We start from the raw sequence: 19,552 nt of genomic DNA, 5'->3' as shown, positions 1-19,552 counted from the left end.
TTCCTTTCGGTCGTCGGTTTCTCAAGATTCATTCGCTGCCCTGCGCCCAGCGCAGAAGCTTGGCGACGGGCGCATAGAGCGCGCGGGGAATCGGCTGGTCCTCGGGCACGTCCTCGTAGATGCGCTCGGCCAGCGCGGGCTCGAATTCGGTCGGAATCAATCCTTCGCTGGCAAAGCGCCGGATCTGCGCGGCCACCTCGCCCTCGCCGCGCGCGATCACGCGCGGCAGGTCGGTTTCGCCGAGGTATTGCAGGGCGACCGCAATGCGCGGCGAATGGATCACGGCCGACGCCGCGCGCACCCGGTCGTTGAGGCTCGCGTACACCGCCTCGAAGTGGGCCGAACGCCGGCGCGAGCGGTTGATCGGGTCGCCTTCCATCTCCTTGTATTCCTGGCGGATCTCTTCGATGGACATGCGCTGCTGCTTCATGAACTCGTGGCGTTCGTGCACGTAGTCGACTGCGGCCATCACCGCGTAGATCACCACCGCCCAGCCGAAGGCAACCAGCACCATATGCGCCGCGGCCGTCATGATTCCCTCGGGCCGCGCATAGCCCAGCTTGAGCGCGGTATCGACAAAGCCGCGCACCACCACGAACATCAGCAAGGCCAGCAGCGCAGTCTTGGTGCACATCTTCAGCAGGTTGATAAGGCTGCGCGTCGAGAAGATGCGCGTCAGCCCCTCGGCCGGGTTCATGCGGTTGACGTCGGGCTTCAGCCGCTCCCAGGCCGCCACGCCACCCACCTGGAACAGCGAACCCACGATCCCGGCCGCGGCCGCAATGGCCATGACCGGCAGCGTTCCCCACACCAGGGTTTCGCCCGTGTGCAGCAGCAGTTCGACAAACCGGTCGTCGGGCGCCGTGAGCAAGGTGGTGCTGGTGGCATGCAGCCACAGCTCGCGCAGCAGGCTGTAGATGAGCTGGCCGCCGAGCCACAGCGACAGCACGACCACGACGAACACCACCGTGGAAGCCACGTCGGTGCTGAACACCACCTCGCCGCGCTTGCGCGCATCGCGCAGCCGCTTGGCGGTGGGGGCCTGGTCTTTCTCTGCCATGCCTTGCCCGCTACAGCGTGGACCTCAGGAAATCGAGAACCCCGTTCTCGGGCCGCAAGAACTCCTGCAGCGACTCGTACACGAAGAACAGGAACAGCAGCATCATCAAGTGGGCCAGCAGGCTCTTGAGCGGCTGCGCGAAAACGAACACGTTGAGCTGCGGCGCCACCCGGCCCACCAGGCCCACGCCCAATTCCACCAGCAGCAGCACCACGATGACCGGCGACGCGAGCTTCACGATCCAGAGAAACAGCGTGTCCCCCTGGCGGATGGCGAACTGTTCGAGCACCAGACCGAGGTTGGGAAAGAACGACCCCACCGGCCAGATGCGGTAGGAGTCGACGATCACGCCGAGCATCGCGAGCAGGCCGCCCGCCGAGACGAACAAGGTGATGACCATCCAGCCCAGGAACTCGCTGGTCGCGCCGTTCTCGTGGCCAGCCACCGGATCGAAGAACGAGGCGTTGCTGGAGCCGGTCTGGAAGTCGATCAGGTCGCCCACGCTCTGGATGGCCCAGATGAAAATGCCGAAGCCCAGGCCCAGCATCACGCCGATCAGCGCCTCCTTGCCGGCAATGAACACCCAGGTGGCCATCGATGCGGCCGGCACCTCGCCCGCCACCGGCGACATGAAGATGGCGAGCATCAGCAAAATGCCGTTGCGCACCGTGCCGGTGATCATGCCGCCCGAGAGAAAGGGCACGACCGCGAAGATCGCGAACAGCCGCGGCAGCGTGAGCACCACCGCCGAGAAAAACTGCTCCATGTGGCCGAGTTCGAAGCTTTCCATGATGGCTCCGTGCCTAGGCGGGCCGGCGCATGGCCCAGGCCTGCGCGGTGCTCTCTTCGTTGGCGTCTGCCAGCCGCAGCTCCTGCAGGTGCACGCGCTCGGCGCGCGCGCGCTGCTGCATCTGTTGGGCCTTTTCGAGCTCGCCGTAGGCGGCGCGCAACTGGCGGCGGCTTTCTTCCAGCACCTGTTCGCGCTCGGTATGCGCCCGCGCGGCTTGCGCGGTGGCTTGGCCGGCCTCGGCGATCTGCGCATCGAGCGCGCCGCTCCAGGCGCCTGCATTGCGGAACTCCGCCATGCTGACCTGGCCGCCCGACAGCGCGCCGCGGGTCGCCTCCCAATGCCGCAGCTTGTTCTGCACTTGTTGCTGCTGCGCGGCCTCGGCCTGCCGCAATTGCACCTGGCTCTCGTCGGCCGCCGCGCGGTCGCGCGCGACCACGCCCATTGCGGCGGTTTTCTGCCGCTCGCGCACGTCGGAAAGAAGCTTCCAGTCGACGCTCATCTTCGGTGCTCCGTGCGGGGTGCGTGGCGCGCGTGATGCAGCAGTGCCGCCACCGATTGCTCGAACGGCTGGCTGCTCCGGGGCGGCTGCGAGAGAAAGTCGAGCATCGCGGGCCGCGCGTGGATCGCCTCGTCGGCCAGCGCATCGCTGCCCGGGCGGTACTCGCCGATCTGCACCAGCAGCTCCATCTCCTGGTACTTGGCCAACAGGCTGCGGAAGTGCGCCGCGGCCGCCCCGTGTTCGCGCGAGGTCACCAGCGGCATCACGCGGCTGATGCTGGCCAGCACGTCGATGGCCGGGTAGCGGTTGGCCGCCGCGATCTTGCGGGACAGCACGATGTGGCCGTCGAGAATGGAACGCACCTCTTCGGCGATGGGGTCGTTCTCTTCGTCGCCCTCGGTCAGCACCGAATACACCGCGGTGATGGAGCCGGTCTTGCCCTGCCCCGCGCGTTCCAGCAGCTGGGGCAGCATCGAGAAGATCGACGGCGGATAGCTGCGCCGCGTCGGCGGCTCGCCGCTCGCCAGGCCGATCTCGCGCTGCGCGCGCGCGAAGCGGGTGAGCGAATCGACCAGCAGCAGCACCTTCTTGCCCTGGTCGCGAAAATGCTCCGCGATGGTGGTCGCCACGTAGGCCGACTTGATGCGCTCCATCGGCGGCCGGTCGGAGGTCGAGACCACCATCACGGTCTTGGCCAAGCCCTCCGGCCCGAGGTTGTGTTCGAGGAACTCCTTCACCTCGCGCCCTCGCTCGCCGATCAGCGCAATCACGTTGACCTCGGCCGTCGAGCCGCGCGCCAGCATGCCCAGCAAGGTGCTTTTGCCGACCCCGGGCGGCGCGAACACGCCGATGCGCTGGCCCTCGCCCACCGTCAGGAGTGCATCCACGGCGCGGATGCCCGTGGCGATCGGCGCATCGATCATGCGGCGCGCGAGCGGGCTCACCGGCTCGCGGTGCACCGGCACCCGCGTGTGCGTGGCGAGCGGACCGAGTTCGTCGATAGGCTGGCCGAGCGCATCGAGCACGCGGCCCAGCAATTGCACCCCCACGGGGCACACATGCCCGCGTCCGGTCGGCACCACCTCGGTCAGCGCGGAAATGCCGGTGATCGAGCCCAGTGGCGTGAGGATGGCCGTGTTGCCGCGGAAACCCACCACTTCGGCAAGCAGCGGCGGCTCGCCGGGCGTGACGAGTTCGCACAACTCGCCCACGTGGGCCTGGATGCCCGTAGCGTCGATCAGCATGCCGACCGCCTTGCTGACGCGGCCGCGCATGGCCACGGGCGTGACATGCGCGAAGGCCGCCTCGAGCTCGGCCACGATGCCGAGCGCGGCGTCGGACATCCCGCCCTGCGGGTTCACACGCCTCTCCCGGAAGGCGCCAGCATGCCGCCCTGTTCGACCGCACGGCGAAAGGCCTCGAGCTGCGCGTCCACACCGATCTCGAGCACGCCGGTCGAGGTTTGCACCATGCAGGCGCCGGCCGGCAGGTCGGGATCGGGCGTGATGGTCATGGCCATGTTCCAGTTGGCATCGCTGCGCAGCCGGTGCAGGGTCTCGCGCATGTGGGCCTCCTGCGCCGGCGCCACGCGCACCGTGATGAACGACTCCGCGCGCAGCAGCGCCTCGACGCGAACGAGCGCCGAACGGAACAGCACCGCGGGATCGGCGTCTGCCAGGAACTGGCCCACCGCCTTGACGACGATCTGCGCCATCGACGTGCGCAGCGCATGCAGCTGCCGTTCGAGGGCGATGCTCTCCGAGACGAGCTGCGTCGCATATTCGGCCCTGGCCCGCGCCAGCCCTTCCTCGTAGCCCTTGCGGCGGCTCGCCTCGGCGCCGTCCTCGGCGTGCTGCGTGATGCGCACGGCCTCGCGGCGCGCGGTGTCCACCACGGCCGATGCGTCGAGCAGCGCCGCATATTCGTTTTCCTTCAACACCTTGCGCTCGCTCAGGAGCTGCAGGTTGTCGGTGGTGATCAGAAAAGCCAGTCCCATTGCGGCAGTCTTTCGGGAACGATGCAGGAGAGCATCAGTTCATTGAGTTGCAAGGCCTGGCGTGGCTCGAAGGCCGGCACGCTCAAGGCGGAGATGCGGCGGGGCAGCTTGTGCTTCAGGCGGCCCTGCACAAGCGCTCCCTCGGACGAGGCTGTGCCCAGCAGCAGGCGGTAGCCGCGGTCGAGCACCACGCGGCCCGTACTCATGGGACGCTGCTGCACCACGGTGCTGTCCATGCGCAGTTCGGTGAGCTGCGGCACGCGGTCGAGCACGAAGTCGACGGCGTCGCGATCGAAGCGGCGCGCCTGGCGGCGGATCTGCAGGCCCGCACCGCCGCGCAGCTTGAAGAGCGGCAGGTGTGCGCAGAAGCCGAGGTAGGCCGCCAGGCGGCGCAGGGAGGCGGCATCGAGCAATGCCAGCCGCTTGAGCCGGGAGTCGAAGTTGTAGTCGGCCGCTGTATGCGGCTGTGCAGGCGGCTGTGCAAGCGACGGTGCAGGCGGCTGCGAATGGCCCGGCACCTGTTCGCGCCGCAGCATGTCGGCCAGCACGGCGCGGCCCGCGGACCCCATGCGTGCCACCGAGCGATGCCGCGCCGGCCAGTTGGCCGGAAGCCAGCTCGGATGCAGGTCGGCTTCGGGGTGCAGGTTGAAGCGCATCACCAGGCGCAGCAGGTCCATCGGGCCGGGCATGGCCGCAGGCGCAACGGGAGCGGTGTTCGGCATCTGCATGAATGCTGCGTGGTCAGCGCTTGAACACCTGGCGGCGCATCCAGGTGCGCCAGTCCTGGCCCTGCCGGCGCAGCAGCGTGGGCAGCACCATGAGGCAGATAGCAGCGAGCAGCAGCAGGCCGAGCAGCACCATGGCGGTCTGTGTCGAGAAAAGGCCGAGCACCATCGGCTCGCCGGCCGCGTTGCCCGCGGGTGCGGCGCCGGTCGCGCGGCGCGCCTCGAAGAGCGACAGCGACACCTGGTCGTGCGTGAGCCCTTCGATGCTGTGGGCGACCATGTCCTTCACTGCCGGCGCCAGCAGGCGCAGGTCGACATCGGGCCGGTGCTTGATGAACACCGCCGCGGACGAAGGCCGGATCTTCTCGCTCAGCGGATCGTTGGCCGGAATGACCACGTGAACGCGCGCGGACACCACGCCGTCGACGTTGCGCAAGGTCTGCGAAAGCTCCTGCGAGATGGCGTAGATGTAGCGCATGCGTTCCTCCGAAGGCGTGGACACCAGGCCCTGCTTCTGGAACACCTCGCCCATGCTGACGTAGCGCTCGGCCGGCAAGCCCTGCACCCGCAGCACGTCCAGTGCCTGGCTCAGGCGGTCTTCCTCCACCTCGACCTGCCAGTTGCTGCCTTCCAGCTTGCTCTTGGCCGCGCCGATGCCTTCGGCCGACAGCGCGGCGAGGATCTCGTTGGCCTCCTGCTCCTTGAGGTTGGAATAGAGCGCGACCTTGCAACCGGCCAGCGCCAGCAGCAGCACGAGCGCGGCAAGCCAGCGCGGGCGTAGCGGCGTCTTCATTGCTGGTTCTTCAGCAGGCTGCCGAACAGGCTGGTCGCGGCGCTGGCCAGCCCGGTGGAAATATGCATTCGCGCGAACATCATGTTGGCTTCCATGGCGTGATCGGTCATCACGAACATGGTCTTGATGGGGTCCGCGAAATCGATGGACTCGAGCATGCTCTTGCGCATGTCCTCGATGGAGCGCACGTTGCCCGAGAGCTGTGCGGCGAGCGACTTGGCCGCGTCGCCGATCGCGCTGGGCGCGCTCGTTCCGCCCTGCGCCTGCACGCCCTGCATCATGTTGGCGAACATGCGCGTCTCGCCCGGCTCGAAACGCGACGGGCTCACGGCCTGCTGCGCCGGTCCGGTGTTGGCGGACGCAGTGGATGCGGCGACTTCCGGCGGCGGCGCGCTGAGCGCGGCGGAGGCAATGGGATCGGTCATGGTTCACTCTCCTCGGAAAGAAAAAAGGGCCGCGCGAAAGCCCGTCGGCTTCGCGCGGGCCTCCCCGTCAGTTCTGCTTGGCGGACTGGCGGATGTCGTTGCCAGTGGACTTCGCCACTTCGGTGCCGGCGGCGTTGGCGCCGTTCACCGTCTGCGCCGTGGCGGCGGCCCCCGAGATGGTGGCGCCCGCAGCCATGCTGACGCTCATCAGGCGAGCCTGGTCGGCCGCGGCTTGTTGCATTTGCTGGATCGAGGTGTCGACTGCGCTCATAGGAAACTCCTGTCAAAGGGTTGAGGTTTTTTTACTTGCGGAGAAAGCTCCGTGCCCCGCGGGGACGAAGCCATTCCATGCGGCGAAGCCGGCAGCGCCGACGCATGAAATCGGGGAACGCGAACAGGGAGCGGCATGGCCATGCATGTCGGCTACCTCGCGGGTTTCTTGTTGGGCACACCGCCGCTCAGGACCAGCCCGTCGGCGTCGATGCGCTTGAGCTCGGCGCCGGAACGCAGCACCGAGCCTTCGTAGTAGCGGTTGCCGTTCGAGAGCTGGATGTGGCGCAGGCCTTCGCCGTCTTCGGTGATGCTCACCATGCGGGCCGGCAGCACGCTCTGCCAGCTGTCCCACTGGGCGCGCATGTCGTCGTCCTTGTTCTCGGTCTTGGGCTTTTCGCGGTACTGCACCTTGTCCGAAACCAGCACCGAGGGATGCAGGTCTTCGCTGAGGCGGCGGATCTTCTGCCGCACGGCCGCGTCTTCCACCGTGCCGGTCAGCGCCAACCGGCCCTGCCCCGTGTAGGTCACGGCCACGCCGGGGTCGTCGACATAGCGGCGCGCCTGCTCCACCATGTCCTCGGCCGAGTGCACGTTGACGCTGACCTTGCTGCCGAAGCGCGCCATGGCCTCTTCCAGCGTCTTGCGGCGCTGCTTCGATTCCACATAGCCCTTGACGCCGAACTGCCCGCCCGGCGCCGCGATGACCTCGACCTCGGGAAATGGCACCAGCGCCTTTTCCACCTCTGCCAGGTTGACGCTGCCGCCGCTCATCGCGCCGCCGCGGCCGCCGCCGAGCGACATGGCCGCAAGGCCGAGCACGGCCAGCAATGCCACCACGCCGCCGACCCACAGGCCCAGGCGCTGCGCCCCCGACGCCGGTTGCCGCGCCATCGCTTCGCCTTCGGGCAGTGCGCCATGCACCGGTGCGAACATCCGGTCTTCCTGCGCGCTCGCCGGATAGGTGCGGTCGAGCTGAAAATCGATCTGGCCGACGCTCACGATGTCGCCCGCCACCACGCTCTTGCGCGGCTGCTGTATCTCCTCGCCGTTGAGGCGCGCCGAGGCGGTTCCCAGGCGCTGCATCGACACCACCAGCTCGCCGACAGTGAACGCCAGGTGGCGCGGCAGCACGTCGCCGCCCGGCAGCATCACCTCGCATTCGCCGCCCGAGCCCAGCACGTTGATGCCGGGCTTGAGCACGATGGTGCGGCCTTTCACCGCGCCGCTCAGGAAGCGCAGGCACCAGCCGGCAGCCTGCGCGTGCAGGCCCTGCGGCGCCGGCGGCTCGGCGTGGGCGTGGTCGTCGAACGGAACTTCTTCGCGATCCATGCTCAACCTCCGGGCTCGGGCAGAGGCAGCATCGGCACCGAGGCCGTGGAGCCGGGCGTCACGAGGCGCGGCGTGAGCAGGTAGAAGCGCTCCATGTTGGCCTGCTTCTTGTCGGTGTACCTGAAGAGGCCGCCCACGCCGGGAATGTCCTTCAGCAACGGAACGCCGGTGACCGCATTGCTCTTCTCTTCCGACGAATAGCCGGCAATCAGCAGGCTCGCGCCCTCGTCGACCAGCGCCTGCGTGTTGACCGTGCGGCGGCGCACGATCGGAATCTTGTCGACGGATTGCGGGCTCAGGTCGCCGTCGACGATGTCGATCGACATCATCACGCCGCGCCCGGTCTTCTCGTCGATGATGAGCGGCGTCACGCGCACGGCGGTGCCGGCCGTGATGCTGAAAAGGCCGGCGTCCTGGAAGCCGTCCACGCGCACGTAGAACTCGCTCAGGTTCTCGAGCACCGCCTCGGTGTTGTCCAGCGTCATCACCTTCGGGCGGGCCACGAAGTTGGCGCTGCCGTTGGTGGCCAGCGCCGTCACGCGGGCCAGCAGGTAGTTGCGCGCGCTGTTGCCGATGGCGGCGGTGAACATGCCGCCCAGCGGCGTCAGCGGATTGCCCGTGGAGTCGAAGCTTCCGATCTGGCCGGCCTCGCTGCCGGTGCCGCCCCAGGTCAGCGGCCCGCGGTCGCCGCGGCCGGTCTGGAAGTCGGCATGCCGGCCGTGCAGGCGCCAGTCGATGCCCAGGCTGCTCAGCGTGTCGGAGCTGATGTCCATGATGGTCACTTCGATTTCCACCAGCCGGGGGCGCGTGTCCATCGATTCGATCAGCCGCGCGTACTGTGCCATCTTGTCGGGCATGTCGCGCACCAGCACCGCGTTCATGCGCGTGTCGGCCTGGAACTGCGGCAGCTCGTTGCCGGTGATGCCCGACAGGCCGCCGAGCGTGGCGCTGTCGCCGCCCTGGCCCGCGCCTGCAATATCGATCTTGGGCGCGTTGATGGTTTCGCCGCTGCGCAGCTTGATCTGCCGGTTCGGCCCCACCGAAAGCGGCCCACTGGTTCCGCGTCCGCCCGCACCGCCGCTGGAAGACTGGTTGCCGGCGCGGCCGTACAGGCTGCGCAGCACGTTGGCCACACCCGGAATCACCGTCTCCTTGCCCGAGCGGTTGATGCGGAAGTCGGAGGCCCAGGCGTACTTGAGCGGGAACAGCCGGATTTCGGCGCCTTCGGCCATCGCGGTTTTCTGGTCCGCAAGCTTCACTGCCTGGCGCACCATTTCCACGTATCGGCGCGGGCCGGTCACGTAGACGCTCGCGTCGCGCTCGCTGATGCTGAGCGGATAGCGCTCGTCGGAAATGTGCAGCCGCACCAGCGTTTCGGCGATGCGGCCGGCGTTCTCCGCGGCGATCGGCAGCACCTCGCTCTTCGCGTCGGCGGCCAGGTCCACGAACAGAAAGGCGCCGTCGAAATACCAGGTGAGCCCGTTGACCGAGCACACGCTGTTCAGGATGTTCTTGGCCGACCCGTCGAACTTGCCGCTGATGACGCCGTTGACCTTGGGATCGATCACCGCCGTGATGCCTTGCGAAGACGCCAGCTCGCGCAGGAAGTCGGCGAGCGGCTTCTCGTTGGCCACGATCTGGAAGGGCTTGTTCTGCCAGCGGAACTCCGCCGCCATGCCGTGCTGCACGAGCAGCAGCATGAGCACGGCGCCGCAAAGCTGCATGACGGCCCGGTGCCGGGCGAGAAGAAGGCGCGCAACGATCGTCATCGCGGCATTCATGACAGCGAAGTGAGCGACAGGAACGCCCGCTCCGCGAAGCGCATCACGTCGCGGCCCAGCCAGCCGGCCGTGACGATGATCGCCACCATCACCGCGATGAGCCGCACCGACTGGCCGATGCTCTGGTCCTGCACCTGCGTTACCGCCTGCAGCACCGCCACCACGAGCGATGACAGCGTGGCCACCACCACCACCGGCAGCGAAATCCAGAGCACGAGCAGCAGGCCCTCGCGCGTGATGTCCAGAATGTTCTGCGGTGTCATGGTCGGCTTGGGCTCCCTCGGAAAACAGGTCGTTGTTGTCGTTCATCAATGCGCTTGGGGGTTGGTGATCCAGCCCACGGGTTGCAGGGCCACGTCGTCGTCGATCTCCTGATAGGACAGCACGGCCATGTGCGGCGCCACCGGTTCGATCAGGTTCTTGATGTAGCGGCGCACGTCCGACGACGCGATGGCCACCACCCGGTTGGCCGTGGAACCGAGAATCCTGCGCAACTGCTCGCGAATGTCCTGCGTGACCGCCGGGCTCAGCAGCAGCAGGTTGCCGCGCGGCGAACGCTCGATGGCGTTCTGCACGCGGTCGAGCAGGCTCGACTCGAACAGGATCGCCTCGAGCTGCCGGTTCGCGCCGACGTAGCGGCTCGTGATGTAGCGCCCCAGATGGATGCGCACCAGCTCGGTCAGCGCAATGCCGTCCTGCTCCTTGGCGGCCCACATGGTCAGGCTCTCGAAAATGGCGTGAAGGTTGCGAATCGGAATGCCTTCCTGCAGCAGCCGGCGCAGCACCTCGGCAATACGCTGGGCCGAGGTCACGCGCAGCACCTCGGCCGCAAGCTCGGGCGCATCGCGCTGCACCGAGTGCAAGAGCCGCTGCACCTCCTGCAGGCCGATCAGGTCCTTCACGTGGCGACGCACGGTGTGGTCGACGTGCAGGCCCACGACTTCTGCGCCGGTCCACGCCGTCATGCCGGGCTCGGGGCCTGGAACCCAGACGACGCGCGCGAAGGGATCGAAGGGCTCGGCAACTTCCGCGCCGGGCGGCATGGCCACCGCCTGCGCCGGGTCGAGCAGCAGCCACCCGGGCTTGAGCCTGCCGTGCGCCACCGCCACGTCGTGCACCAGCACCTGGTATTCGTTGTCGGCCATGCCGTCCGCGTAGTTCAGCTGCAGCCGCGGAAAGATCGGACCGAGATCCGATTCGACCGAGTTCTTGACCAGCGACAGGTGCTGGTCCAGCACGAAGCGGTCGACCGAAGCGCGCAGGCCCGAAGACAGCCGCACCGCCAGCGGCGCGGCAATGGCGTGGTCGGTGTCGGTTTCCTCGGACGCGACGCCGTCGCCATGGGAGATCCAGCCCGGCGTGTTGCGCTGCCGGCGCAGCATGCGCATGGCCAGGCCCAGGCCGATCAGGAGCGCGGCCAGCAGGCCGAACACCCACTTCGGAAAACCGGGCACCACGAGAAAGCTGGCCACCGCGAGACCGGCAATGATGAGCGCGCGCGGGTGCGCCATCATCTGCTCGCCGATCTGCTGCGCGAGCTGCGAATCGCGGCGGTCGCCGGTGCTCACGCGCGTGATGACGATGCCCGCCGCAATCGACACCAGCAGCGACGGAATCTGCGACACCATGCCGTCGCCCACCGTCAGGATGGCGTAGCGTTGCAGCGCACCGCCCAGCGTCATGTCATGCATCAACGTGCCGATGGCGATGCCGGCAAGAATGTTGACCAGCGCAATCACGATGCTGGCGATGGCATCGCCCTTCACGAACTTCATCGCGCCGTCCATGGCGCCGTGCAGCTGGCATTCCTGCTCCAGCAACTGGCGCCGCTTCTGCGCCTTGGCGGAAGAAAGGACACCGGCGCGCACGTCGGCGTCGATGCTCATCTGCTTGCCCGGCATCGCATCGAGCGCAAAGCGCGCCGCAACCTCGGCCACGCGCTCGGAGCCTTTGGCGATGACGATGAACTGCACGATGGCGATGATCAGGAACACCACGCCGCCCACCACCACGTTGTTGCCGACGATCAGCTTGCCGAAGGTGTCGATGATGTGGCCGGCGTCGGCGTGAAGCAGGATCAGCTTGGTGGATGCGATGTTGAGCGCAAGGCGGAACAACGTGGTGAACAGGAGCAGCGACGGAAAGGTCGACAGCGACAACGCCGAGGGCACATACATCGCGACGATCAGCAGCACCAGGCTGATGGCCAGGTTGCTCGCAATCAGCAGGTCGAGCAGCGGCGTGGGCAGCGGCAGCACGAACAGCGCCACCACCACCACCAGCAGGCCGGCGAGCAGAAGATCGTTGTAGCGGCCGGCATTGCCCAGCAGGTCGCGGAAGCTGCCGCGGTACTGTTGAAGAGATCGCGAGGGACTCGCCATGACGTCCTTGCTCAAGTGAAATCTTGGAGTTGTTGTTGGACGCGCATCGCCTTGCGCTGCACGTCGGACGTGAAGGAGCTCACGTCGCGTTGGACTCTAAGCGGCGCCCTCCGATCACGGCAACCACGAGTTCTCGTAAGTACGAAGGACTTGTGGCGCGCGCGGCACTACGCGTTTGCGTACTACCTGCGCCCTGCCCCTTTCGCTAAGCTGCGTCGACCCCGAACCCGAAGGTCTTTGCGTTGCTTGAAAGTATGTAGACAGTGACAAGACGTAGCAGTTGTTCGAACGAAAGCATGCATGCCGCCCCGGTCCGCTGAAGCGGTGACCGAGCTCGGAGAGGCTCGCACGTTGCCTCGCGCCGATGCAGCGAATGTGCGTGCGCTCAATCGCCTGTATGCGGCGGCGCCGTTCCAAGGCGTGGCGGCGAAGGGCGCGAGCTACCGGATCGGGTGGCATCACGACGAGGCCTTGGCCCACACATCGCGCGAGAGCTACAGCTTCAGGCTCGGCGCGCACACCGGCCATCTCGCGATGGATGCACCGAGCATGCAGGCCCTGCTCGGCGAACGCCGCATCGACCTGCTGCCGCGCGACCTGCGCTACATCCTGCTGGCCGATGCGCTCCACCCGCTGATCGATGCGCTCGAAAAAACGCTGCGCCTGCACTTCGAATGGCAACCCTCCGATGCCGACGCGCACCGGTTCCGCGACCGGCATGGTGCCCGTGAATCGAGCGAGCCGCAGCCGCTGCTGCATTGCGACCCCGAGCGCGCCGCCTTCTTCGTTGCCACGCCGAACGACGGCGGCGCGATGCTGCGCGGCTGCGTGCAGTTCGACGACGCCGCCACGTTCGACGCCCTCGTGCCCGCGGCCACCGGCCCTCGCCATGCCGCGCGGAGCAGCGAATCCTTTCATGCGTTGCGGCTGCCGGTGAGCTTCCGGCTCGGCAGCACGCCGATCCGGCTTCGCGAGATCGGCAGCATCCGCCCCGGCGACATCGTCGGCATCGAGCAATGGAGTTCTTCGGGTGCCGGGATCGTCGTCACCGCGGAGTTGGGAGGCGCCGCCGGGCTGCATCTCTCGGCCGTTGCCGAAGGCTCGCGCATCACCGTTCAGCAATCGAGAGACAGTGCCATGAAGCCAGACACGCCCGCCGACTCCGCGACCGCCGCGGACAATGTCAACCTGCCGCTCGACCGGCTCGATGCGCTGGAGGTGACGCTGCGCTTCGAGGTGGGCGAACTCTCGCTGTCGCTCGGCGAACTGAAGAGTATTCGCGCCGGCCATGTGTTCGACCTGGGCGAGCCGCTCAATCGCTGCCCGGTTCGCATCCTTGCGCACGGCAACGTGCTGGGCAAGGGCTACCTGGTGGCCGTGGGCGACCGCCTGGGCGTACGGGTGTCGGAGTTCGCTCCCGGCGAAGTCTGAGCGGTTCCCATGCAAGGCGGAATACCGGAGCCTCTCACACTTGTCGCGGTGATGGTCGCGTTCGGCTTCGCGACTTTCGCGGCGCTGATGGTCACGAGCTACACCAAGCTGGTCATCGTGTTCGGCCTTCTGCGCACGGCGCTGGGCCTGCAGCAGACGCCGCCGAACATGGTGCTGAACGGCATTGCGGTCATCCTGACGGTCTACATCATGGCGCCGGTCGGCATGGACATCGGCGACACGCTGCGCAACCGCAACTTCGGCAACAAGGGCGAGAGCATGGGCGACATCATGGCGGTGATCGATGCCGCCAAGGTGCCGGTGAAAGAGTTTCTGCAGAAGCACACGCACGAACGCGAGCGGCAGTTCTTCCTGAAGTCGGCCTCCAACATCTGGCCCAAGGCCCGCGCCGAGCAATTGAGGGACGACGACTTCATGGTGCTGGTGCCGAGCTTCACGCTCAGCGAGCTCACGCGCGCCTTCCAGATCGGCTTCATCATCTATCTGGTGTTCGTGGTGGTGGACTTGATCGTCGCCACGGTGCTGCTGGCACTCGGCATGTCGATGATCGCGCCCACCACCATCTCGCTGCCGTTCAAGCTGTTGCTGTTCGTGATGCTGGATGGGTGGACGCGATTGGTGCACGGACTGGTGCTGTCGTACCGCTGAGGTCGTCGACGAGCCGATCGACCGCGGCTTCGGCCTTTTGCATCGACTGCGCGAGCTGCTCGCCGCCGAACTCGTCGCATTCCACCGCCGCCTCGAACACGTCGGTGATGCCGATGTAGCCGAACACCGAGCGAACGCTGCGCTCCGCGTGGTTCAGGTGCGCAATGCGCCCGCCGGGGTCGTAGCCGTGGTCGCCGCGTGCGCCGAGCAGCACCATGCGCTTGCCCGCATCCGCGAGCATCGGCCAGTACGGCACAGCGCCGCGTGCACGGTCGAAGCCGAAGGTACGCCCCACGCGCACGATGTTGTCGATGTAGGCCTTGAACTGCGCGGGCACGCTGAAGTTGTACATCGGCAAGCCCACCACGATCAGGTCGGCGGCAACGAGCTGGTCGACGAGCCGATCGCTCTCGGCCAATGCCTCGGCCATCCAGGGCTCACGCTCGGCGGGCGGGGTGAAGGCGGCGTGGATCCAGCGTCCGTCGACGTGCGCCGGCGGATGCTGGCCGACGTCGAGGTAGTCGATGCGGTCGTCGGGCCGGGTCTTGCGCCAGCGCTCGACGAAGCGCGCGGAGAGCCGGCGCGTGTGCGAGCCGTGGGCGTCGGTGTCGGAGCGTCCTGGGCGGGCACTGCTGTCGATATGAAGGAGGTTCAGGTTCATGGTCTTCATGGGTGAGTTGATCTGTTCTGTATTGCGCTGCCACAATGGCCTGGCACGTCTCGAATCTAGAGATGCAACCCGCTGACGACAAACGATCATTTCTCCACCGATGAACGAATCTGGCTCATCCGTAAGGCGACCGCGCCGCCTGCCGCCCCTGCTTTCGCTGCGCGCGTTCGAAGCGGCTGCCGCGCATCTGAGCTTTCAGCGCGCCGCGATCGAGCTGTCGGTCACGCCCTCGGCCATCAGCCACCAGGTGCGTGCGCTCGAGGACACGCTGGGCCGGCCGCTGTTTCGGCGGCTCACGCGGCAGCTGGCGCTGACGCCGGCAGGCCAGCGGCTCTTCGACGATCTGCGCGCGGGCTTCGATGCGCTCGAGGCGGGCATCGAGAGGCTGCGCCAACCGCCAGCCTCGCACGCTGTCACGCTCACCACCAACACCGCTTTCGCGGCCCGTTGGGTGCTGCCGCGCATGGCCGGCTTCCGCAAGGCGTGCCCTGGCATCGAACTGCGGCTGCATGCCAGCGACACACTGGTCGACCTCGCGCGCGGCGACGCCGACATTGCCGTGCGCTCCGGCAGCGGCAACTGGCCCGGCCTCGCAGTGAGCGAATTGGTGCCCGAGCAATACGCACCGCTGTGCAGCCCGATGCTGGGACTGAAGCGCGTGAGCGACCTGCCGAAGCACCAATTGATCCATGCCGACTGGCAGCCGGGCGCGCTCGCGCCCGCAACGTGGCCGCGATGGTTCCGCGAAGCCGGCCTGGCTGTGCCCAGGGGTCGATCGATGAAGGCCGCGGGCCTGTCGTTCTCCGACGAAACCCACGCCATCCTCGCCGCGCTCGCGGGCCACGGCGTGGCGTTGCTCAGCCTCACGCTCGCGGCCGAAGAACTGCGCAGCGGCGCGCTGGTGCAGCCCTTCGGGCCCGCGCTCGATACCGGGAGCTACTTTCTTGCGACGGCGAGCGGGCGGGAGCACGAACCCGCGATTCGCACCGTGTGGAAGTGGATTGCCTCGCAGGCCAAGGCCGGCTGATCAAGCCGCCCGCAACTGCTCCCGCAGTTTCAGCCCGATCTCAGGCCGCTCGAGAAACGGATCGGCAGGATTCGTGCCCAGCACGATGTTCTCCATGCGGGCCCTTACATTGCCCAGCGCCTTCGGGTGGCTGAACACGTAGAACTGGTTGTCCGTGATTGCGTCGAACACCTTCACCGCCACTTCGGTTGCCGTGATCTTGCCGCTGCTCACGGCCTTGTTGCTCATGGCCTGGCCGATGAGCTGGCTCTTTGTGAGTTCGGTTTCCTTGGGTGCGTTCGGCCGGTTGCGCTCGCTGCTCGTGATGCCGGTCGGCACGAAGTACGGGCACAGCAGGCTCGCGCCGATCTGGTCGGTCACGAGGTTCAGGTCCTGGTAGAGCGTTTCGGTCAGGCTCACCACCGCCGCCTTGGCGGCGTTGTAGATGCCCATGTTGGGCGGCGTGAGCAGGCCGGCCATGCTGGCCGTGTTCGTGATGTGGCCGCGGTAGCCCGGGTCCTTGGCGGCCGCTTCGAGCATCATCGGCGTGAACAGGCGAACGCCGTGAATCACGCCCCACAGGTCGACGCCGAGCACCCATTCCCAGTCGGCCACGGTGTTTTCCCACACCAGGCCGCCCGCTCCCACACCGGCGTTGTTGAACACGAAATGCGGCGCGCCGAAGCGCTCCTTCACCGCAAGGGCCAGCGCTTCCATCTGCGCGGCATCGGACACATCGACCTTGCGGGCCAGCACCTGCACGCCGGCGGCTTCCATCTCGGCCCGGGCCTTGTCGAGCGCGTCCTGCTGCACATCGACCAGCACGAGGTTCATGCCCCGCGCGGCCCCGATGCGTGCGCACTCGAGCCCGAAGCCCGAACCCGCGCCGGTGAGTACGGCCGTCTTGCCCTTGAAGTCCTGAATCATTTGCCGGTGTCCTTCTTGCGTTGAATGTCTCTGACCTTGGAGGCGCTATTGAAATACGGAAAGCGCTCCGGCGCAGTCACGAAGGTGCCCCGCTCAACGGTCTTCAGGCTTCCGCTTTCTTCAGCACGTAGCCGATGCGCGGGAAATGCACGTGCACCGTGCCCACGCGCTCGTGGCTGCGCTCCAGCGTGTAGTGCGTGCGCGTGGCGGCCACCAGCGTGCCGGGGGTTTCCTCGAGGCCGAAGCTCTCGGCGCGGACCGTCACGGCGCTGCCGAGCGGAATGCCGTGGTCGTCCTGGAAGGTGCTGTCGGTCAGCAGCGTGTGCGGCGTTGCGGCCTTTGCAGCGGCAATGGCTTCGTCCGAGCTCGACTTCTCGAGCACGCCATGGCCGATGGCGGCCATGCGGTCCATCCAGTCGAGCACCGCCGGTGTGAGGTCGAGGATGCCCCGCACCGAGTCGATGCGGCGCGTGTACCAGAGCGGGTGGTACACCGAGAAATCGGCAATGGACGGCACTTCGCCCAGCAGGTAGGGCTTGTCGTCGAGCATGTCGGACAGCCGGCGCAGGTACGACTTGTAGGCGCTGGTGGCGTCGGCCGAGCGCAGCCGCGCCATGTTGCCCGCGCTCATCTTCGCGCGGTCTTCGCCGAAGGCCTTGGCCACTTCGGGCGGCGCCTTGGCGAACAGCTCGGCCGCGCCGCGGGGCTGCATGCTCCAGGCCATGGCGGCCCAGAACAGCGTGGTGTCGGCCCACTGCGCGAGGATGCGCGACATGCCTTTTTCGGGCTCGGGGTACAGCGTGGGTTCGAACTGGAGGTGCTCGAGCACGTCGGCGATGAGCGCGCTGTCGCAATACATGTCGGCGCCGATCTGCAGGAACGGCGTCTTGCGGTAGCCGCCGGTGAGCACTTCCACATCGGGCTTGGGCATGATGGCCGGGATGAGAACGGACTTCCACGGCAGCTTCTTGGCGCCGAGGATGAGCCGCACTTTCTCCGAGAACGGCGAGGTGTTGTAGTGGTGAAGAATGAGTTCGGCCATCGGGGTCCTTGTGGTCTTTTTCTTTGAAGGTTCGGGAAATGTGCTCAACGAGGGCTGGCGCGCTCGATGATCGAATCGAAATCGGTGCCCGCGCCCAGCGTGCCGAAGGCGCTGCCCCAATCACCGCCAAGGCGCGATGTGCAAAACGCGCCCACCACAGCCGGCGGGGCGGTTTGTGCGAGCAACGCAGCTTGCACCGCCAGGGCCACGTCCTGTGCCAGACGGCGCGCCTCGGTTTCGGAGGCCATGGCCTCGATGCGCGCCGGCAGTGCGTCGGCCAGGCGGTCGAGCGCGGCGTGCTGGCCGCGCGCCGGCGCCAGCTCCTTGGCGAGCGCGGCCACGGCATCGCCCTTGCGCAGCCCGCGCAAGAGATCGAGCGCCATGATGTTGCCCGCGCCTTCCCAGATCGAGTTGAGCGGCATCTCACGGTAGATGCGCGCCATCGTGCCTTCGCCACCCTCTTCCACATAGCCGTTGCCGCCCAAGCACTCCATGGCTTCCTGCGCGAAATGGCTGCCGCGCTTGCAGATCCAGAACTTGGCGACCGGCGTGAGCAGGCGCGCCATCAGGCGCTCGTGTTCGTCGCCCGGGTGGTCGAAGGCGCGGGCCAGGCGAATCGCCAGCGCGGTCGCGGCTTCGCTTTCGAGCGCCAGGTCGGCCAGCACGTTCTTCATGAGCGGCTGTTCGACCAGCGGCTTGCCGAAGGCGTTGCGCTGCGTGGTGTGATGGATGGCCAGGCTCAGCGCCTGGCGCATCAGCGCGCTGGTGCCTAGCGCGCAGTCGAGCCGCGTCATCGTGCCCATCTCGAGGATCTGCGGAATGCCGCGGCCTTCTTCGCCCACGCGCCACGCGCTGGCGCCATGGAACTCGACCTCGGAGCTCGCATTGGCCTTGTTGCCGAGCTTGTCCTTCAGGCGCTGGATGTGAATGGCATTGCGTGCTCCCTCGCCCATCCAATCCGGCAGCACGCGCGGCAGGAAGAAGCAACTCAGCCCTGCGGGCGCCTGCGCCAGCACCAGGAAGGCATCGCACATCGGCGCCGAGAAGAACCACTTGTGGCCGGTGATCGCATAGCGCTCGCCCCATGCGTCGCTGCCTTCGCGCACGGCGCGGGTGGTGTTGGCCCGCACGTCCGAGCCACCCTGCTTCTCGGTCATGCCCATGCCCATGGTGACGCCGGGCTTGTCCTTGAAGGATTTGAGTGCGGGGTCATACCAGAGGCTGCCGAGCTTTGGGCCCCAGTCGGCATACACGGCCTCATTGCCGCGCAGCGCGGGTGTGGCGGCATAGGTCATGGAGATCGGGCAAAGGACCGACGACTCCAGCTCGGTGAAGAGCATGAAGCCGGCGGCGCGCTGCACGTGCGGGGATGCCGATGTGCCGGTCCAGGGCGTGCCATGCAGGCCCGCGCCGACCGCTGCCTTCATCAGCACGTGGTAGCTCGGATGGAACTCCACCTCGTCGATGCGCCGCCCGAAGCGGTCGTGCGTGTGCAGTTCGGGCGTGTGCGTGTTGGCGAGCCGCGCATGCGTCTGCATCTCGGCGGAGCCGACGGTGCCGCCCAGTTCGTTCAACTGCGCCAGCTGAAGCGATGGCGCGTTGAACTTCAACGCATCGCGCAGGGGCCGGTTGGTTTCGAACAGGTTGTAGCCCACCAGCGGTTCGGGCTGGTTGAACACCTCGTGCGTCGAATTCATTCGAATACCTCCGTGCTTCGCAGTGCGGTGCACGCTTGCTTGGGGCGGCCGGCGCGGC

Annotated in this window: 20 protein-coding genes; 3 read left to right on the top strand and 17 right to left on the bottom strand. The window is 67.3% G+C overall.

Features of this window, described 5'->3' with window-relative positions:
- Positions 1-28: 28 nt before the first annotated feature.
- From QFZ42_RS10725 to sctV, 13 genes are all read right to left on the bottom strand, one after another.
- Positions 29-1,060: an EscU/YscU/HrcU family type III secretion system export apparatus switch protein gene (locus QFZ42_RS10725; RefSeq protein ID WP_307700938.1), complete on the bottom strand. Its 1,032-nt coding sequence runs from the start codon at positions 1,058-1,060 to the stop codon at positions 29-31.
- Between the two features lie 10 nt (positions 1,061-1,070).
- Positions 1,071-1,850: a type III secretion system export apparatus subunit SctT gene (gene sctT, locus QFZ42_RS10720; protein ID WP_307700937.1), complete on the bottom strand. Its 780-nt coding sequence runs from the start codon at positions 1,848-1,850 to the stop codon at positions 1,071-1,073.
- Between the two features lie 13 nt (positions 1,851-1,863).
- Complete coding sequence (locus tag QFZ42_RS10715) at positions 1,864-2,349, bottom strand: serine kinase (RefSeq protein WP_307700936.1); 486 nt, start codon at positions 2,347-2,349, stop codon at positions 1,864-1,866.
- Positions 2,346-3,692: a FliI/YscN family ATPase gene (locus QFZ42_RS10710; RefSeq protein WP_307700935.1), complete on the bottom strand. Its 1,347-nt coding sequence runs from the start codon at positions 3,690-3,692 to the stop codon at positions 2,346-2,348. Before QFZ42_RS10710 ends, QFZ42_RS10715 begins: the two co-directional genes overlap by 4 nt.
- 14 nt (positions 3,693-3,706) lie before the next feature.
- The gene (gene sctL, locus QFZ42_RS10705; protein ID WP_307700934.1) at positions 3,707-4,345 is read right to left on the bottom strand and encodes a type III secretion system stator protein SctL; all 639 of its coding nucleotides are present in this window, start codon (positions 4,343-4,345) and stop codon (positions 3,707-3,709) included.
- Positions 4,327-5,073, bottom strand: a complete 747-nt coding sequence (locus QFZ42_RS10700) for a type III secretion system protein (protein ID WP_307700933.1) — start codon at positions 5,071-5,073, stop codon at positions 4,327-4,329. Before QFZ42_RS10700 ends, sctL begins: the two co-directional genes overlap by 19 nt.
- A gap of 13 nt (positions 5,074-5,086) precedes the next feature.
- Positions 5,087-5,863, bottom strand: a complete 777-nt coding sequence (gene sctJ / locus QFZ42_RS10695) for a type III secretion system inner membrane ring lipoprotein SctJ (protein WP_307700932.1) — start codon at positions 5,861-5,863, stop codon at positions 5,087-5,089.
- On the bottom strand, positions 5,860-6,288 hold the full coding sequence (locus QFZ42_RS10690; RefSeq protein ID WP_307700931.1) for a hypothetical protein: 429 nt from the start codon (positions 6,286-6,288) through the stop codon (positions 5,860-5,862). Before QFZ42_RS10690 ends, sctJ begins: the two co-directional genes overlap by 4 nt.
- 67 nt (positions 6,289-6,355) lie before the next feature.
- On the bottom strand, positions 6,356-6,559 hold the full coding sequence (locus QFZ42_RS10685; RefSeq protein ID WP_007834711.1) for a hypothetical protein: 204 nt from the start codon (positions 6,557-6,559) through the stop codon (positions 6,356-6,358).
- A 152-nt stretch (positions 6,560-6,711) separates the two neighbouring features.
- Positions 6,712-7,890 carry an FHA domain-containing protein gene (locus QFZ42_RS10680; protein ID WP_307700930.1) on the bottom strand — a complete coding sequence of 393 codons (1,179 nt, stop codon included), beginning with the start codon at positions 7,888-7,890 and terminating at the stop codon, positions 6,712-6,714.
- Positions 7,891-7,892: 2 nt separating this feature from the next.
- Entirely contained in the window at positions 7,893-9,659 is a 1,767-nt protein-coding gene (gene sctC, locus QFZ42_RS10675) for a type III secretion system outer membrane ring subunit SctC (protein WP_307700929.1), read from the bottom strand.
- Positions 9,660-9,667: 8 nt separating this feature from the next.
- Complete coding sequence (gene sctS, locus QFZ42_RS10670) at positions 9,668-9,934, bottom strand: type III secretion system export apparatus subunit SctS (RefSeq protein WP_307700928.1); 267 nt, start codon at positions 9,932-9,934, stop codon at positions 9,668-9,670.
- Positions 9,935-9,979: 45 nt separating this feature from the next.
- Positions 9,980-12,052 (bottom strand): type III secretion system export apparatus subunit SctV, encoded by a 2,073-nt coding sequence (gene sctV / locus QFZ42_RS10665; protein WP_373423384.1) that lies wholly within the window; start codon positions 12,050-12,052, stop codon positions 9,980-9,982.
- Between the two features lie 300 nt (positions 12,053-12,352).
- Between sctV and sctQ the strand changes: the two genes are divergently transcribed.
- A complete protein-coding gene (gene sctQ, locus QFZ42_RS10660) occupies positions 12,353-13,483 on the top strand; it encodes a type III secretion system cytoplasmic ring protein SctQ (protein WP_307700926.1) in 1,131 nt (376 codons plus the stop codon).
- Between the two features lie 9 nt (positions 13,484-13,492).
- Positions 13,493-14,152: a type III secretion system export apparatus subunit SctR gene (gene sctR, locus QFZ42_RS10655; RefSeq protein WP_307700925.1), complete on the top strand. Its 660-nt coding sequence runs from the start codon at positions 13,493-13,495 to the stop codon at positions 14,150-14,152.
- Here sctR and QFZ42_RS10650 read toward each other — a convergent pair.
- Positions 14,079-14,813 (bottom strand): FMN-dependent NADH-azoreductase, encoded by a 735-nt coding sequence (locus QFZ42_RS10650; protein WP_373423327.1) that lies wholly within the window; start codon positions 14,811-14,813, stop codon positions 14,079-14,081. The two genes, sctR and QFZ42_RS10650, sit on opposite strands and share 74 nt — an antisense overlap.
- 109 nt (positions 14,814-14,922) lie before the next feature.
- Here QFZ42_RS10650 and QFZ42_RS10645 point away from each other — a divergent pair, with 109 nt between their 5' ends.
- Positions 14,923-15,849, top strand: coding sequence for a LysR substrate-binding domain-containing protein (locus QFZ42_RS10645; RefSeq protein WP_307700923.1), 927 nt, complete (start codon positions 14,923-14,925; stop codon positions 15,847-15,849).
- Here the strand turns inward: QFZ42_RS10645 and QFZ42_RS10640 are convergent, their stop codons facing one another.
- From QFZ42_RS10640 to QFZ42_RS10630, 3 genes are all read right to left on the bottom strand, one after another.
- A complete protein-coding gene (locus tag QFZ42_RS10640) occupies positions 15,850-16,755 on the bottom strand; it encodes an SDR family oxidoreductase (protein ID WP_307700922.1) in 906 nt (301 codons plus the stop codon). It lies immediately after the preceding gene.
- Between the two features lie 103 nt (positions 16,756-16,858).
- Positions 16,859-17,797: a glutathione S-transferase family protein gene (locus tag QFZ42_RS10635; protein ID WP_307700921.1), complete on the bottom strand. Its 939-nt coding sequence runs from the start codon at positions 17,795-17,797 to the stop codon at positions 16,859-16,861.
- Positions 17,798-17,841: 44 nt separating this feature from the next.
- On the bottom strand, positions 17,842-19,494 hold the full coding sequence (locus QFZ42_RS10630; RefSeq protein WP_307700920.1) for an isovaleryl-CoA dehydrogenase: 1,653 nt from the start codon (positions 19,492-19,494) through the stop codon (positions 17,842-17,844).
- Positions 19,495-19,552 lie beyond the last annotated feature (58 nt).

The organism is Variovorax paradoxus (assembly GCF_030815855.1).
GTDB lineage: Bacteria > Pseudomonadota > Gammaproteobacteria > Burkholderiales > Burkholderiaceae_C > Variovorax > Variovorax paradoxus_M.
Note: the sequence above shows the minus strand (reverse complement) of the source record. Positions and strands in the feature narration are given on the sequence as shown.

What these genes read in the sequence shown, in the direction of transcription:
- QFZ42_RS10685 (WP_007834711.1), bottom strand. Translation starts at nt 6,559, where the DNA reads ATGAGCGCAGTCGACACCTCGATCCAGCAAATGCAACAAGCCGCGGCC.
- QFZ42_RS10635 (WP_307700921.1), bottom strand. Translation starts at nt 17,797, where the DNA reads ATGGCCGAACTCATTCTTCACCACTACAACACCTCGCCGTTCTCGGAG.
- QFZ42_RS10710 (WP_307700935.1), bottom strand. Translation starts at nt 3,692, where the DNA reads ATGTCCGACGCCGCGCTCGGCATCGTGGCCGAGCTCGAGGCGGCCTTC.
- sctV (WP_373423384.1), bottom strand. Translation starts at nt 12,052, where the DNA reads ATGGCGAGTCCCTCGCGATCTCTTCAACAGTACCGCGGCAGCTTCCGC.
- sctC (WP_307700929.1), bottom strand. Translation starts at nt 9,659, where the DNA reads ATGACGATCGTTGCGCGCCTTCTTCTCGCCCGGCACCGGGCCGTCATG.
- QFZ42_RS10690 (WP_307700931.1), bottom strand. Translation starts at nt 6,288, where the DNA reads ATGACCGATCCCATTGCCTCCGCCGCGCTCAGCGCGCCGCCGCCGGAA.
- sctJ (WP_307700932.1), bottom strand. Translation starts at nt 5,863, where the DNA reads ATGAAGACGCCGCTACGCCCGCGCTGGCTTGCCGCGCTCGTGCTGCTG.
- QFZ42_RS10715 (WP_307700936.1), bottom strand. Translation starts at nt 2,349, where the DNA reads ATGAGCGTCGACTGGAAGCTTCTTTCCGACGTGCGCGAGCGGCAGAAA.
- QFZ42_RS10725 (WP_307700938.1), bottom strand. Translation starts at nt 1,060, where the DNA reads ATGGCAGAGAAAGACCAGGCCCCCACCGCCAAGCGGCTGCGCGATGCG.
- QFZ42_RS10650 (WP_373423327.1), bottom strand. Translation starts at nt 14,813, where the DNA reads ATGAACCTGAACCTCCTTCATATCGACAGCAGTGCCCGCCCAGGACGC.
- QFZ42_RS10645 (WP_307700923.1), top strand. Translation starts at nt 14,923, where the DNA reads ATGAACGAATCTGGCTCATCCGTAAGGCGACCGCGCCGCCTGCCGCCC.
- QFZ42_RS10630 (WP_307700920.1), bottom strand. Translation starts at nt 19,494, where the DNA reads ATGAATTCGACGCACGAGGTGTTCAACCAGCCCGAACCGCTGGTGGGC.
- sctR (WP_307700925.1), top strand. Translation starts at nt 13,493, where the DNA reads ATGCAAGGCGGAATACCGGAGCCTCTCACACTTGTCGCGGTGATGGTC.
- QFZ42_RS10700 (WP_307700933.1), bottom strand. Translation starts at nt 5,073, where the DNA reads ATGCAGATGCCGAACACCGCTCCCGTTGCGCCTGCGGCCATGCCCGGC.
- sctS (WP_307700928.1), bottom strand. Translation starts at nt 9,934, where the DNA reads ATGACACCGCAGAACATTCTGGACATCACGCGCGAGGGCCTGCTGCTC.
- QFZ42_RS10680 (WP_307700930.1), bottom strand. Translation starts at nt 7,890, where the DNA reads ATGGATCGCGAAGAAGTTCCGTTCGACGACCACGCCCACGCCGAGCCG.
- sctT (WP_307700937.1), bottom strand. Translation starts at nt 1,850, where the DNA reads ATGGAAAGCTTCGAACTCGGCCACATGGAGCAGTTTTTCTCGGCGGTG.
- sctL (WP_307700934.1), bottom strand. Translation starts at nt 4,345, where the DNA reads ATGGGACTGGCTTTTCTGATCACCACCGACAACCTGCAGCTCCTGAGC.
- sctQ (WP_307700926.1), top strand. Translation starts at nt 12,353, where the DNA reads ATGCCGCCCCGGTCCGCTGAAGCGGTGACCGAGCTCGGAGAGGCTCGC.
- QFZ42_RS10640 (WP_307700922.1), bottom strand. Translation starts at nt 16,755, where the DNA reads ATGATTCAGGACTTCAAGGGCAAGACGGCCGTACTCACCGGCGCGGGT.